Below are 14,574 nucleotides of genomic sequence, written 5' to 3'. Positions count from 1 at the left end.
TTTGTCAAGGAAAACACAGAAGAACAAAGATGGATGCTGTTGGGCGGGCCGATCGGGCCGTGTCGGTGCAGGGCGGTAGCGTGACGACCATGAGGATCCTGCACACGTCGGACTGGCATATCGGGCGCACGTTCCACACTCACTCGACCCTCGACCATCTCCGGATCGTGCTGGACGCGCTCGTCGACGTGGTCCGCGATCGTTCGATCGATGTCGTCGTCGTCGCCGGCGATGTGTTCGACTCGGCGATGCCCTCAGCGGACAGCTACCTGCTCCTCTCGACGGCCCTCCGCGAGATCCGGCAGGCCGGCGCGCAGATCATCATGACGAGCGGCAACCACGACTCGGCCACCAGGCTCGGGTTCCAGTCCGAGTGGGCCGGCCTTGCCGGCATCCATGTGATCACCCGGCCCGAGCAGGTCGCGACGCCGGTCACCCTCACCGATGAGCACGGCCCCGTGCATTTCTACGGCATCCCCTTTCTCGAACCTGCACTGGTCCGCCACCTCTATTCCACAGAGACGCGCCCCGAGCAGGTGCTCAAGACCCACGAACAGGTGCTCACCTTCGTCATGGAACGGATCCGCGCCGACATCCTGGTGCGCGGCGGCCGCTCGGTCGTGCTCGCACACTGCTTCGCGGCCGGCGTCGCGCCCGCGAAGGAAGCGACCGACGTCGAGCGGGACATCACCGCCGGCGGGCTCGACCTCGTGCCGGTCAGCGTGTTCAAGGGCCCGGACTACGTCGCACTCGGGCACATCCACGGGCGAGCCAGGCTCGAAGATCGGGTGCGCTACTCCGGGGCGCCCCTGCACTACTCGTTCGCCGAGGCCGGCAAGCCCCGCGGAGCCTGGCAGGTGGACCTCGGCCCGGCCGGCAGCGGACAACAGCAGCAGGGGCAGGGCTCCGAACTCGAGATCGAGTGGGTCGCCCTCCCGGTTCCGCGGAGGCTCAGCGTGCTCACCGGCGAGCTCGAGGAACTCCTCACCGCAGACAGGTTCACCGAATTCGAAGAGGACTGGGTGTCGGCCGTGCTCACCGACCAGGTCCGGCCGCTCGACGGCATGCGGGCACTCCAGAAGCGTTTCCCGCACTGCGTCGCGCTCGAACACCGGCCGGCGGTCGTCATGGACACCGGAAGCGAGAGCTACGCCGAGCGGATCAACCGGCAGACCGATCCCGACATCGTCGCCGGGTTCCTGAGCTTCGTGCGCAACGGCGTCGGTGAGACGGAGTTCGAGCGGGACCTCGTCGCCGAACTGCTCGCGGCCGGGGAACTGAAGGAAGTCACCCAGTGAGGTCCGAGACCAGGAGGACCACCACGTGAAGATCAAACGCCTGCGGCTCGCGGGATTCGGCCCGTTCAAGAACGAGCAGGTCGTCGACTTCGAGAGCTTCGATGACGACGGCATCTTCCTGATCACCGGCAAGACCGGTGCGGGCAAGTCGAGCATCCTCGACGCGGTCTGCTTCGCCCTCTACGGCAGCGTTCCGCGCTACGAGGGCACCGAATCGCAGTTGCGCAGCGACCACTGCGAACCCGGTGATCCCACCTTCGTCGAGCTCGAGTTCGGTCTGAACGGGCACGACTATCGCATCTTCCGCACCCCCAAATACCTCAAGGCGAAGAAGAACGGTGTCGGCACGACCCCGTCCGCACCGGACGCCCGGCTCGAGATCCGGGACCTCGACGTGGGTGCCGAAGGCGGTGCTGTCGACGGCTGGCGGGGGATCGCGACACGCCCGGTCGATGTCGGGAACGAACTCGCCCGCATCCTGCCGCTCAAACAGGACCAGTTCCTGCAGGTGATCCTGCTCGCGCAGAACCGGTTCCAAAGGTTCCTGCTCGCCAAGACCGACGATCGCCGCGAGGTCCTGCGCACTCTGTTTGGCACGAGCAGGTTCCAGAGCCTGGAGACCGAACTCATCACGCGTCGGAAGGCCCTCGACGACGAACTCACCGGCGTGCGCGTGCGGCTCGATTCTCTCGCCGCCGCCGCTGCCCGGCACCTGCCCGTGGATGCCGGATCCGGCACCATCGCACCGGACCCGGCCTGGTTCGACGCGGCCGTCGCCGAACTCGAGCAGGCACTCGCCATCGCCGTCGCCGCGGCGGCCGGTGCGGACGCCGCACTGATCGACGCGACCGCGGTGCTCCGCACCGAGGAAGAGCTGCGTGCCCGACAGGACCGCAAGGTCGCCGCGGCAGCCACCCTCTCCCTGCTCGACGACCGCAGCGCCGCCGTCGACGTGGACCGTGAGGACCTTGCGGTCGCCCACCGAGCCGCCCGGGTGTGGCCCCAGATCGAAACCGAGGTCGCCGCTCTCGCCTCCGCCCTCGACGCAGCGCGGGCGGAGGCGGCGGCGCGGGAGAACTGGCTCACGATCCATGGTTCCGACGCTGACGACCAGCACGCTGACGACCAGCACGGCGACGACCAGCACAGTGACGACCAGCACAGTGACGACCAGCACAGTGACGACCAGGAGACCGTCCCGCTCTCCACCACCATCGACCTGCTCCTCGAACAGCTCGGATCCCTCAATGACGTCCTCGCTGCCGAGGAGGAGCTGCCGGCCCTGGTCGCCGAGATCCTGGTGGCCGAAACCGGGCTCGCGAAGGCCCAGTCGGCGCTCGACGAGCTGCAGGCCAGGATCGACGCCGCTCCCGCACAGCTTGACGATCTCGACAGGGACCTCGCCGTGCTCGCCCGCGACGCCGCCCTCGAACCGGAGGCCGTCGCCGCGCTCGCCCGCGCCGAGGCCGCGGACGCGGCAGCCGCCGAGGCTGCCGCACTCGAGTCGGACCTCGATGCTGCACGCAGCCGGCATGCCGCGGCCGCCGCCGGGAATGCCGACGCCGCCGGGCACTACCGGAACCTCGTCGCCAAGCGACTCGTCGACCACGCCGGCGAGCTCGCCGGCCGGCTCGTCGCCGGCCAACCCTGTGGAGTGTGCGGTTCCCCGGTGCATCCGCACCCCGCGGCTGCGCCAGGAGAGCCGGTCACCGAGGCCGACATCGAGAACGCTCTCGCCGACATGACCCGTGCCCAGGACGACCTCGAGCGCAGCAACGGCGAGGTCCTCACTCTCGGTGCGCGCGCTGCGGCCGCCCGCGCCGCCGCCGGTCCAGGCACGGAAACCGACCGCGCGGCCTCACGCGCCGACGCGCTCACCGTACTCGAGAGCGCGCGCTCGGCGGCGGGGCGGGAAACGGAGCTCGGTGCCGAGCGGCTGCGGCTGCGTACCGAGCTCGACCACGCGCGCGCGACCCTGGCCGGGGCGCACTCCGGCAGGGACGAGGCCGCGACACGGCTCACCGAACTCCGAGGCCGCCGAATCGCGATCAAAGAACGGGTCGACCGCCACTCGGCGGGCTACGCCTCCATCACCGAGCGGGCGGAGAGCCTGCGCGTCGAACTCGAGTCGGCGCGCACCCTCCAGGCGGCCCGTGCCCTCAGTGGCGAACGAGAACGTGCCCTCGACGCCGCCTCAGCGGCCGTGGCCGGTCGGCTCACGGCCGAAGGGTTCGCCGAAGAAGCGGAAGTCGTCGCCGCACGACTGACGCCGGCCGAGATCGCGGCGCGGGAGACCGGCATCCGCTCCCACGACGATCAGCTCGCGGCGGTTCGCGCCGTGCTGGCCGAACCCGAGCTCGCCGACCTGCCCGATGCCGCGCTCGACCTGGAACCGGCCAGGGCCGCCCTGGCCGCCGCTGCCGAGGCCAGGGACGAGGCGTTCGCCGTGCAGGGGACTCTCGCCGTGCGCGGGAAGGAACTCGCCGTCGTCGTCACCGAGGCCCGTGCGCTCATCGCCACCTCGGCGACCCTGCTCGTGACCCAGACCCAGGTGCGGGAGCTCGCCGCGGTCGTGCACGGCGAGGAACCGAACACCAAACGGATGAAACTCGAAACCTACGTGCTCGCCGCGCAACTCGAGGAGATCATCCTCGCCGCGAACGGGCGCCTGCGGGACATGACCGGCGGCCGGTACGCCCTCGAACACGACGATTCCCTGCAGTATCGGGGCACCCAGTCCGGGCTGGGACTCGCCATCCTCGACCAGCACACCGGCAGGGCCCGGCCGACCCAGTCGCTCTCCGGTGGCGAGACCTTCCTCGCCTCCCTCGCCCTGGCCCTCGGACTCGCCGAGGTCGTCTCGCATCAGGCCGGCGGAATCGCCCTGGACACACTCTTCGTCGACGAGGGCTTCGGCTCGCTGGACAGCGAAACGCTCGAGACAGCGATGAGCACCCTCGACGGCCTGCGTGCCGGCGGCCGCACCATCGGCCTGATCAGCCACGTCGACTCGATGAAGGAACAGATCCCGGCGAAGCTCGCGGTCACCGTCACCGACCAGGGCTTCAGCGAAATCGCGAGCACGGTACTGGTCTGAAGCAGTACTGGTCTGAGGCCGTGCTCGCCTGACCGGCCCGCAGGTCCGGAGGGGCTCACAGTCGATGGGCGGGAGCCTCTAGGCCAGTACCTCGGCGCCTCATAGAGATCCGATAGCTTCCGGGACTTGGGTGGGAACCAGTCGCGACGGTCTGGCCGTCACCCGGAGGAAAAGGATCTCACAATGACTGGCACCGAACCCACTGGCACGGGATCCACGAGCATCAGCCCCGCAGCACCCGTCGCCAATCCGGCCTTCCACCGGCCCCGCTTCCGGCCCGGCGTGATCGTCTCGCTGGGACTCGCCGCAGCCCTCGTCACCGCGACCACGGGTGCCGGCCTGTACTTCTCCTCGATGGCCGTCGCCCAGGTCGTCGCAGCAGCCTCGTCCTCGAGCAGCTCGTCCGGCACCGGCACGTCCGGCTCGGTATCGGGGTCCACCGGCTCAGCGGGATCCGCGACCCTCGGTACCGCCGGCCTGCGCCCCGGCGGGCCCTCCGACTACGGGTCCGGCACCGCATCCGCTACGACGGCGACCGCGCTCGACACCACCGCGGCGACGGACGCGCAGTCTGTCGGCGTCGTCGTCATCGATACCGTGCTGAAGTACCAGAGCGCCGAGGCGGCCGGCACGGGCATCGTCCTCACGTCGAGCGGGGAAATCCTCACCAATAACCACGTCATCGACGGCGCGACGAGCATCAGTGTGACGGTCGTCTCGACCGGCGCCAGCTACGTGGCGGATGTCGTCGGTACCGATGCCTCACAGGACATCGCCGTGCTGAAACTCGAGAATGCCTCCGGGCTGATTCCCGCCACCCTCGACTCGACCTCCGCCGTCGCGGCGGGGGACGCGGTCACCGGGGTCGGCAACGCCGGCGGAACGAGCACCCTCACCGCGGCGGCCGGCACCGTCACGAGCGTGGGCCAGACGATCACCGCCTCGAGCGAGGACGCCTCGGACGCCGAGACCCTGACCGGCCTGATCCAGGTCGACGCGGACATCCAGTCCGGCGACTCCGGCGGGCCCCTCTACGACGCCGACGGTGAGGTCATCGGCATCGACACGGCGGCGTCCTCAGGAACGACGGCCATCAGCGGCTTCGCGATCACGATCGCCGCCGCCCTCGACGTCGTCAGCCTGATCCACACCGGCGTCGAAACCAGCACGATCACGATCGGCTACCCGGCGTTCCTCGGGGTCGCGGTCGGTACGAGCGCGACGGCATCGACGGACACGGGCTCGGTCAACGGCCGCAGCTACCGCGGCAGCCTCGGCGCGGCATCCGGTACCACCGGCTCGACGGCCACGACCGGTGACTCGGCCGTGATCACGGCGGTCGTCGACGGTTCCGCCGCCGCCACCGCCGGGCTCGTCGCCGGGGACACCGTCACCCAGGTCGACGGCACCACGATCGCCTCGGCCGCCGACCTCACCTCGACCCTCGCGGCAGACAACCCCGGTGACACGGTCACGATCACCTGGACGGACACCGCCGGCGCAACCCACACCGCATCCGCGACCCTCACCGCCGGCCCCGCCGACTGACCCGCGCCAGTCTCCTCTCCTCCCCGCGAGAGCGGAGTTTTGGCCCTTAAATCGGCAGTTTAAGGGCCAAAACTCCGCTCTCGCGAGGGGGGACGGGCGGGGACGGCGGCATACTGGCTGCATGACCCGGAACTGGAACCCGCTCGCGCTCGTGTACCTCGGCCTGAGCGTCGCCGGCCTGATCGGCACCTGGACGTACAACATCCTCTCGATCAGCCAGGCGCGCGACTACCTCGGCGACTGGACCGGCAGCGGCCCCTCGGTGTCGTCGCTCACGGTCGACCTGCTCGTGACGGCCGTGGCCGGAAGCATCCTGATCATCGTCGAAGCGCGCCGACTCGGCATGAAGCGCGCGTGGCTCTACGTCGTCCTCGCGTTCGTCCTGGCCTTCGCGTTCAGCTTCCCGCTGTTCCTCGCGATGCGCGAGCGTCATCTGGCGGCGACACGGATGTTGCCGGATCTTCCACCGGAACAGCTGTCGAAGCCGTGACCCCCGTCGCATGCCCGGCCCGGCTCACGGAGATCGCCGCGGCCGCGAGGCCCGCAATGACGACGGCGATTCCGAGCACGTAGCCGCCGACGCTCGCATACCCGCCGGGTCCGGTCGGGTCGAGGAACGGGTAGGTGTAGAACCCGGTGGCGGCGCCGCGGATCACCGCGTAGACGACCCACGCGACCGGATACAGCAGGGCGAATCCCAGGGTCTTCCAGGCGAGGGCGGGCCGGCCGGGGGCGAGGAGCCAATCGACCAGGATGAGGATCGGCGCCCAGACGTGCAGGACCTCGTTCGGCCAGGCGATCCCGGTGAACCCGTCCGACACCACATTCCGCAGCAGTGCGTTGTAGACGACCGCGGTCACGATCGCGTAGCAGAGCCCCGACATCCTGATCCGGGTGAAGAGTTCCGGGTCTGCCCGGTAGCGGAGGGCCAGGGAACCACCCCACAGCAGGACGGCCGCGTTCACGAGGCTCGACTGCACCGTGAAATACCCGAAGTACTCCGTCGGCACGAAGGCGTCGTGCACGGCCTGGTCGACGATCTGGGTGAGCACACTCGCGAAGAGGAGCGCCCCGAGCGCGAGACGGAAGGCCCCGAAGAGCCGTCGGTGGGTGGTCGCCGCTGCTGTTGCCATGGCACCACGATATCGGCGCGGCCGGGCGGCGACGACGGGCCGGGCTGGCGGGTTCAGAACGGGTTGAGCAGGCGGTGCAGGAATTGCCGGGTGCGTTCCTCGCGCGGGTGCCGGAGCACCTGCTTCGGATCGCCGTGTTCGACGATCCTGCCGCCGTCGACGAAGGCGATCTCGCTCGCGACCTCACGCGCGAATTCGAGCTCGTGGGTGACGATCACCATCGTCCAGCCCTCGATCGCGAGTTCCTTGATCAGGCGCAACACGTCTCCGACCAGTTCAGGGTCGAGGGATGAGGTGGGCTCGTCGAAGAGGAGAAGCTGGGGCCGGAGTGCGAGAGCCCTGACGATGCCGACCCGCTGCTGCTGGCCGCCGGAGAGCTCGAATGGGTAGGCATCCGTCTTGTCGGCCAGACCCACCCGGGTGAGGAGGGCGAGCGCCTCCGCGGTGACCTCGGCCTTCGGACGGCGCTGGACCACGACCGGTCCCTCGAGCACGTTCTCGAGCACGGTATTGTGCGGGAACAGGTTGTAGTTCTGGAACACCATGGCCGACCGGTCGCGCAGGGCGGCGAGCTGCTTGTCGCGCGGGCCCCCCGCTGCGCCGAAGTCGACCGTCAGCTCGGTGCCCGTCCCGGTGCCGGCGGGTGTTGCGCCTGCGGCCGCGGGGTCTGCTTCCGCGGCGGTGATCGTGATCGTGCCGCCGTCCGCGGTCTCGAGCCCGTTCAGGCAGCGCAGGATCGTGGTCTTCCCCGAGCCGGAGGGGCCGATCAGGGCGAGCACCCGGCCCCGGCCGACGGTGAGGTCGATCGATTCGAGTACCCGGGTCGTTCCGAAGCTCTTGCGCAGGCCGCGCACGCTCAGCAGGGCAGCGGATGCCGCTGGCGCCGTCCCGTCGCCGGGCTGCGGTTCGGTCTGCGGTTCGCGCGGCGGGTCGAGCGGGGTGTCAGTGGGCGACATAGCGGTCCAATCGCTTTTCGAGCCGGCTCTGCACGGTCGAGAGCACGAGACAGATCACCCAGTACACGAGCGCGGCCTCGAGATAGAGCAGCATGAATTCCTGGCTGAAGGCCGCGACCTTCTGGGCCTGTCGAAAGAGTTCGGTGACGAGGATCAGCGAGGCGAGGGAGGTGTCCTTGACGAGGCTGATGAAGGTGTTCGACAGCGGGGGGACGGAGACGCGGGCGGCCTGCGGCAGGATGATCCGGGTCAGGGCCTTGCGGCGCGACATCCCGACCATCCACGCCGCCTCCCACTGGCCCTGGGGCACGGAGAGGATCGCGGCACGGATCACCTCGGCCGCGTACCCGCCGACATTGATGGAGAAGGCGATCACGGCGCTCGGCCACGGGTCGATCAGCAGACCCAGCGAGGGCAGCCCGTAGAAGATCACGAAGAGCTGCACGAGCAGCGGGGTTCCCCGCACGATCGAAATGAACACCCGGGCGATCGCGGAGAGCCAGCGCAGCCGGGACAGCCGCATCAGCGCGAGGGCGAGCGCGAGCACGAGACCGAGCGCGAACGAGACGAGCGCGAGCGGAATCGTGCCCTGGATAGCGCCCATCAGGATCGGGCCCAGCGCGCTGAGGGCGAGATCCCAGTTCGACTGAGTCATCTGCTGGTTACTTCGAGACGTCGGCCCCGAAGTACTTCTCCGAGATCGAGGTCAGGGTACCGTCGGCGGCCAGATCGGCGAGGGCGGCGTCGACCGCAGTGGCGAGGGCGGTGCTGCCGCCGGCGAACGCGAGGGCGCTCTCCGACTTGTCGGTCGTCGTCGCGGCGACCTTGAGGCCGGAGGCGTCGTTGTTCTTCTTGTAATCGAGGAACGTCAGGTTGTCGTTGATCGTGGCGTCGACCCGGCCCTGCTCGACAAGGGCGACCGACTGCGCCCAGCCCTCGACGGCCTGGACGTTGGCGCCGCTCTGGGTGGCGAGAGTGTTCCAGTTGCTCGTGAGCGACTGCGCGGTCGTCTTTCCGGAGAGGCTGTCGAACGAGGTGATCGAGGTGTTGTCGGCCTTGACCACGATGACGCCGGTCGAGTAGGTGTACGGGGTGGAGAAGACGTACTTGGCGGTGCGCTCGGGAGTGATCGAGACCTGGTTGGCGATCGCATCGAAGCGGCCGGCCTCGAGGCCGGCGAAGATGCCGTCCCACTGCGTCTCCTGGAACGTGGCACTGACACCGAGCTTGGCCGCGACGGCCTTGACGACGTCGACGTCATAGCCGGTGATGTCCCCGGAACCGTTCTCGTGGAACGAGAACGGGCGGTAGGTGCCCTCTGTGCCGACGGTGAGTGTTCCGGCCTTCTGCACCTTGGTGAGGGAATCGTCGGCGGTCGATGCGCCGTTCGTGCTTCCGGCAGTGCTTCCGGCGGTGCCGCCGGCGGCGCACGCGGTGAGCGACAGTGCCGCGAGGGTGACGATGGCTCCCGCGACGAGCGCGGAGGAGAACTTGAGCTTCATGGGAGTGCCTAACGCGAATGCAGGGAATCGAACCGCCGGTTTGACGCTTCGGAAGGTGGAGGACCAGGGTGGCGGTCCTTCACGGGAGGGAGTCTCCGGGCCTGGTGCATTCACCGGGGACGTCCGAAGACTAACAAGGAGCAGGCGACTCCGACTATTCCCATGACGCGCAATGACGCCCCGCCGGCCGTTCTCCGGTATCGCGAACGGGGGTGGTGGACGGGGGTTCCGGCCTTGTCGGCCGTGCGGCCGGGACGTATGCTGCGCGCATCCGATGTCGTCGCTCCTGCCAGGGAGGTCGCTGTGCTCACACCCGAACAGCACGATCGGTCCGCCGCTGTCCTGCTGGGGCTCGCCGCCGGGGATGCCCTGGCATCCGGCGACGACTTCGCGTGGTCCGAGCGGACGGCCGCCGCCGTGGACCTCGCGCTGCTCATGGCCGACGGCCGCGACCCCCGAGAGGCGGACCTCTGGGAGGAACTCGGCGCAAATGCCGAACCGGGAGCCTCGGGTCCGGGAGCCGACGATCCGGAGGCGGTGCGGCTCGCGGCCGGCCGACGCCTGCTCCGAACGGCGCCCGTCGCACTCGCCCTCCTCGACGACCCGGTTGCGCTCGCCGAAGCCGCCCGGCTGGTCGGCTCCGGCCGCGGAACGGCGGTGACCGGATTGGATCGTACCGACGCCGACCCCGACGCCGACCCCGGCACCGGCGATGCGGCTGTGCTCTTCGGGCTCTCGCTCCGCGTGGCCGTCCTCGAGGGCCGCCTCGATCCCCGGGCCGGACTCGCGACCCTGCCCGCAGAGGCGCGCGCCGCCTGGGAAGCCCACCTCGCTGCGGCCGGGCAGGGGCGGACGGTCGACGTGCAGCGCGTGGGCGCGGTCGGTGGCGTGCTGCAGGGCGCGTGGGCGATCCTCGGCGAGGCCGGTGCTGCGGATGCCTCGCTCGTCGAACAGGTGATCTCCCGTGCTGCGCACAGCGGCGCGGACCCCGCCAGCGTGGCCGCCGCCGGCGCGCTGCTCGCGGGCCGGTGGGGACTCGAGGCCGTCCCGGTTGCCTGGCGCCGTCGCGTGCACGGCCGGCCGGACCTGTTCGGCATCGACCTCGTGCGCCTCGGGATGCTGTCCACCCGCAGCGGGGTGCCGCACGACCCCGACGACCCCGCCCGGATGGACGTGCTGCGCTGAGGGTTTTGTAGACTCGACTGGGCTCCGCTCGCCGAATTCCCTGGGCGTCCCTCGAGAGGACAGCAGCAATGAGCCTGATCAGGCTGAACGACGTCAGTGTTCGATTCGAGAAGACGCAGATCCTGCGCGATGCCCATTTCCGTTTGGAGACTGGCGACCGCGTCGGCCTGATCGGGAAGAACGGGTCGGGGAAGACCACGATCCTCAAGCTCATCCTCGACCAGGTGGCACCGGACACCGGAACCGTCACCCTCGAAAGCGGCGTCTCGATCGGGTACTTCTCGCAGTTCTCCGAACTGGACGGCTCGTCCACGATCACCGAGGTCCTGCACGGCCTCTTCGCTCCGATCAAGGCCATCGAAGCCGAACTCGCGTCCATCGACGCGGCGATCGCCGTGGCCACGGACTACGACGCGCTCCTGCACCGCCAGGCCGAACTCTTCGAGGACATGGACCGGCTCGGCGGCTGGGACTACCCGCGCCGGATCGACACGGCACTCAGCACCCTCGGTTTCAACGAGGCCCACCGCGTCTGCGCGATCGACGAGCTCTCCGGCGGCTGGCGCAACCGGGCCGCGCTCGCCAAGATCCTGCTCGAGGACCCCGACGTCCTCCTGCTCGACGAGCCCACCAACTACCTCGACGTCGCCGGCGTCGAGTGGCTCGAGGCCTGGTTCCGCGACTTCCACGGTGCGGCGATCATCGTCTCGCACGACCGGAAGTTCCTCGACGCCGTCGTCACCCGCATCATCGAGGTCGAGAACTTCCACCTGCACGAGTACCCCGGCAACTTCGGCGAGTACGTCATCCAGAAGCAGTTCCGGCTCAAGACGCTCGAACAGCAGTTCGTGCACGAATCCGAACTCCTCGCATTCGAGTCAGAGGGGATCTCCGACCGCCGGGAGGCGGCGAAGGCCGCGAGCCGCACCCTCGACGGCCAGCTGGCTCAGATCAAGAAGGCGCGGGCTCCCCGCCCGGTCGACCAGATCATCACGGAGATCTACCGCGGCCTGCACGTCAAGGACGTGCTCTGCCGGGTCGAGGGCCTGAGCAAGTCCTACGGCGACAAGGCCCTGTTCTCCGACCTGAGCTTCGAGGTCCGGCGGGGCAACCGGATCGTGGTGCTCGGCGCCAACGGCAGCGGCAAGACGACCCTGCTCCGGGTCCTCGACGGCGAGGAGAAGGCCGACTCCGGGTCCGTGACCTGGGCGGGCGGCATCGCGCCGGTCAGCTACAACCAGGTCCTCGCCGAGCTCGACGAGAAGGACACGGTCACGCACGCGGTCAACGCCATGCCCGGCAGCCTCGCGTTCACCGCGACGCGCAAATCGGTGAACCGTTTCCTCGCGATGTTCCAGTTCTCCGAGGCCGACCTCAAGCAGACGATCGGGAACCTCTCCGGCGGGCAGAAGGCGCGCGTCGCGATGGCGCAGTGCCTGCTCTCCGGGGCCTCCGTGCTGCTGCTCGACGAACCGACCAACCACCTCGACCTGTCGAGCACCCAGGTGATGGAGCGCGCCCTCGTGCACTTCCCCGGAGCCGTGGTCGTCGTCAGCCACGACAGGTTCTTCACGGACAAGATCGCCAACCGGTTCCTGGTCTTCGGCAGCGAGGCCGCCGAACCGGGCGAGATCGAGGTCAGGGTCGCCTGAGCGCGCCGGAAACGGCGCGCCTACATCAGGCCGAGTGCCCCGAAGGCGAAACGGATGGCCGGCGCGATGTGGGCCGAATACGCTGCGGTCATGTGTACGGTGTCGTACTTGGTCGGGATCGTGCCCGCGAAAGCGGGGCAGGCGCCGTTGTAGCAGCTGAACGGCAGCGAGGACACGAAGTAGCTGCCGGTTCCGTTCAACGCGGTGGTGGCCGCCGCGAAGTCCTGCCAGGCCTGGTCGATGCCCGTGTTGCAGTTCTGCGGGCTCGAGACCGGCGAATAGCACTGGCCGAGGTTCGCGCCGAGGGGCGGCGGGGCGAGGTAGACGATCCGGCCCGCGGCGTTGTAGGTAGCCGCCTCCGCGGCCGTCGACGCGACCAGGGTCTCCGCGGAGAGAGCGGTCCGGTCGGGCATCTTGCCGAGGGCGTACGCGTTCGAGATCACGACGAGCCGGGGGTTGTCGGCCACGATGCGCTGGGCCACGTCCTGTTTACGCTGGGGGCAGGCATCCATCACGCCGGCGCCGTCGTTCTGCACGGGCACGGCGGTGAACCGGCAGCCGTACAGTCCGATCGTGGTGATCTTCCACTGCCCGTTGCTGCCCTCCGCCATGGCCTTGAACGCGGGCGCGTATGCGAGGGCCGTCGAGTCGCCCACGAGGTACATCTGGTTCGGGGCGTCCGAGTTGCCCCAGGTGCACCCGTCGAAGTTCGGCGTGCTTCCGATCTCGAAGCAGCCCTTCGCCGGGTTGTTGTTCGACGTCGTTGCGATCGCGTCGTCGAGCGAGGGGGAGAGGGTGCCCGGCCACTCGGTCGATGAGGCGGCCGCGCCGAGGTCGGCCTGCAGCTGCGCTGTCGGATCCTCCACGGGGCCCGGCGCGGCGATGGGCGCGGCCGGCGCGCTCGTGCCGTGCAGCGTGACCTGGGCGCTGACACCGATCACGGTCGCGATCACGAACAGGCTCAACCCGGCGAGGATGAACTGGGAGCCGAACTTCTCCCGCCAGGTGCGCCAGGCGAGGCGGCTCGACTCCGCGGACCCGCCGAAGCGTTGCAGCCACGGCGACCGGTGCATGGGTTGTTCGATGAGGTAGTACGACACGATCGAGAGCGCGAGGATCATGCCGAGGATGACCTGCACGCTGAGCGTGGGGTCCGCCATCAGCAGGAACACCATCACCGGGAAGTGCCAGAGGTAGAGCGAGTAGGACAGGTCGCCGATCCAGACGCTGAGCGGGTTCGTCAGGGGGAACAGGTAGTGCTGCGGGCCGGTGATCCCGCCGACGATCACGAGCGCGGTCGCCGCGACGGGGACGGCCGCCCAGGGGCCGGGAAACGCCAGGGTGTCGTCGATCAGGAAGAAGCCGGCCAGGATTCCGAGGAGGCCGGCCCAGCCGAGGAGCCCGCGCAGCGCAACGGGGATCTTCAGGAACAGCGGCGCCGCCGCGGCGAGGAGGGCGCCGATGCCGAGCTCCCAGACCCGGGAAAACGTGGACAGGTACGCGGCCGCCGGCGTGGTCGCGCTCTCACCGAGGGCATAAAAAAAGGATGCGACAATGACGACGACCGCCACCACACCGAGGGCGGCCCTGCCGCGGCGGGCGCTCCCCAGGCGTTTCGCGCCCACGGAGAGCACGAGGAGCACCGCGATCGGCCAGACGAGGTAGAACTGTTCCTCGACCGAGAGCGACCAGTACGGCTGCAGCGGCGAGGCCGGGTCGGTCGCGTGGAAGTAGTCCGTGCCGATGGCCGTGAAGTGCCAGTTCGCCGCGAAGACGAAGGACCAGGCGGCGTCCCAGAGCGTCGAGAGCGCCCGGGAGCTGTTGAACAGGAAGTGGGCGAGGACCGCCGTGACGGCCAGCACGGTCACCGCGGCCGGTGCGATGCGGCGGATGCGCCGGGCGTAGAAGCGTCGGAGCGAGATCGTGCCGGTTGCCTCGTGGTCGCGGAGCAGGATCCCGGTGATCAGGAACCCCGAGATGACGAAGAAGATGTCGACGCCGATGAAACCGCCGGTCGGCCACAGGATCACGTGGTTCAGCACGACGGCGACGACAGCCACGGCGCGCAGGCCCTGAATGTCCCGGCGCACGGTGGTTTCGCCTGGCGCCGCCGGAGCAGGCCTCTCGGTCTTGAGCGTCGATGTCACGGGTCTCCCAGGTTCTGAATGCCTCGGGGAGCCTACCGGAACAATGTGTCTTCGCC

The 14,574-nt window shown here is 69.3% G+C and carries 11 protein-coding genes; 6 read left to right on the top strand and 5 right to left on the bottom strand.

Features of this window, described 5'->3' with window-relative positions:
* Positions 1-89 precede the first annotated feature (89 nt).
* From E3O44_RS04495 to E3O44_RS04480, 4 genes are all read left to right on the top strand, one after another.
* The gene (locus tag E3O44_RS04495; RefSeq protein ID WP_134532836.1) at positions 90-1,298 is read left to right on the top strand and encodes an exonuclease SbcCD subunit D; all 1,209 of its coding nucleotides are present in this window, start codon (positions 90-92) and stop codon (positions 1,296-1,298) included.
* A 25-nt stretch (positions 1,299-1,323) separates the two neighbouring features.
* A complete protein-coding gene (locus E3O44_RS04490) occupies positions 1,324-4,395 on the top strand; it encodes an AAA family ATPase (protein ID WP_134532834.1) in 3,072 nt (1,023 codons plus the stop codon).
* 183 nt (positions 4,396-4,578) lie between these two features.
* Positions 4,579-5,943, top strand: coding sequence for a S1C family serine protease (locus E3O44_RS04485; protein ID WP_241976020.1), 1,365 nt, complete (start codon positions 4,579-4,581; stop codon positions 5,941-5,943).
* 121 nt (positions 5,944-6,064) lie between these two features.
* Entirely contained in the window at positions 6,065-6,433 is a 369-nt protein-coding gene (locus E3O44_RS04480; RefSeq protein WP_134532833.1) for a DUF2834 domain-containing protein, read from the top strand.
* Here the strand turns inward: E3O44_RS04480 and E3O44_RS04475 are convergent.
* From E3O44_RS04475 to E3O44_RS04460, 4 genes are read right to left on the bottom strand one after another with little or no spacing between them, the layout of a single operon-like run.
* Positions 6,339-7,076: a Pr6Pr family membrane protein gene (locus tag E3O44_RS04475; protein WP_134532831.1), complete on the bottom strand. Its 738-nt coding sequence runs from the start codon at positions 7,074-7,076 to the stop codon at positions 6,339-6,341. The genes E3O44_RS04480 and E3O44_RS04475 overlap by 95 nt on opposite strands.
* 53 nt (positions 7,077-7,129) lie before the next feature.
* Positions 7,130-8,032, bottom strand: coding sequence for an amino acid ABC transporter ATP-binding protein (locus tag E3O44_RS04470; RefSeq protein ID WP_134532829.1), 903 nt, complete (start codon positions 8,030-8,032; stop codon positions 7,130-7,132).
* Entirely contained in the window at positions 8,019-8,687 is a 669-nt protein-coding gene (locus tag E3O44_RS04465; protein WP_134532827.1) for an amino acid ABC transporter permease, read from the bottom strand. The genes E3O44_RS04470 and E3O44_RS04465 overlap by 14 nt, the downstream gene beginning before the upstream one ends.
* A gap of 7 nt (positions 8,688-8,694) precedes the next feature.
* Positions 8,695-9,534, bottom strand: coding sequence for a transporter substrate-binding domain-containing protein (locus E3O44_RS04460; RefSeq protein WP_134532825.1), 840 nt, complete (start codon positions 9,532-9,534; stop codon positions 8,695-8,697).
* A 162-nt stretch (positions 9,535-9,696) separates the two neighbouring features.
* Between E3O44_RS04460 and E3O44_RS04455 the strand changes: the two genes are divergently transcribed.
* Both E3O44_RS04455 and E3O44_RS04450 read left to right on the top strand, forming a co-directional pair.
* Positions 9,697-10,719, top strand: coding sequence for a hypothetical protein (locus E3O44_RS04455; RefSeq protein ID WP_134532824.1), 1,023 nt, complete (start codon positions 9,697-9,699; stop codon positions 10,717-10,719).
* Positions 10,720-10,787: 68 nt separating this feature from the next.
* Complete coding sequence (locus tag E3O44_RS04450; RefSeq protein ID WP_134532822.1) at positions 10,788-12,371, top strand: ABC-F family ATP-binding cassette domain-containing protein; 1,584 nt, start codon at positions 10,788-10,790, stop codon at positions 12,369-12,371.
* Positions 12,372-12,391: 20 nt separating this feature from the next.
* Here E3O44_RS04450 and E3O44_RS04445 read toward each other — a convergent pair whose 3' ends face one another.
* Complete coding sequence (locus tag E3O44_RS04445) at positions 12,392-14,518, bottom strand: acyltransferase family protein (protein WP_241976018.1); 2,127 nt, start codon at positions 14,516-14,518, stop codon at positions 12,392-12,394.
* Positions 14,519-14,574 lie beyond the last annotated feature (56 nt).

This window comes from Cryobacterium algoricola (assembly GCF_004402485.1).
Lineage (GTDB): Bacteria > Actinomycetota > Actinomycetes > Actinomycetales > Microbacteriaceae > Cryobacterium > Cryobacterium algoricola.
This window is presented reverse-complemented; position numbering and strand designations above follow the sequence as displayed.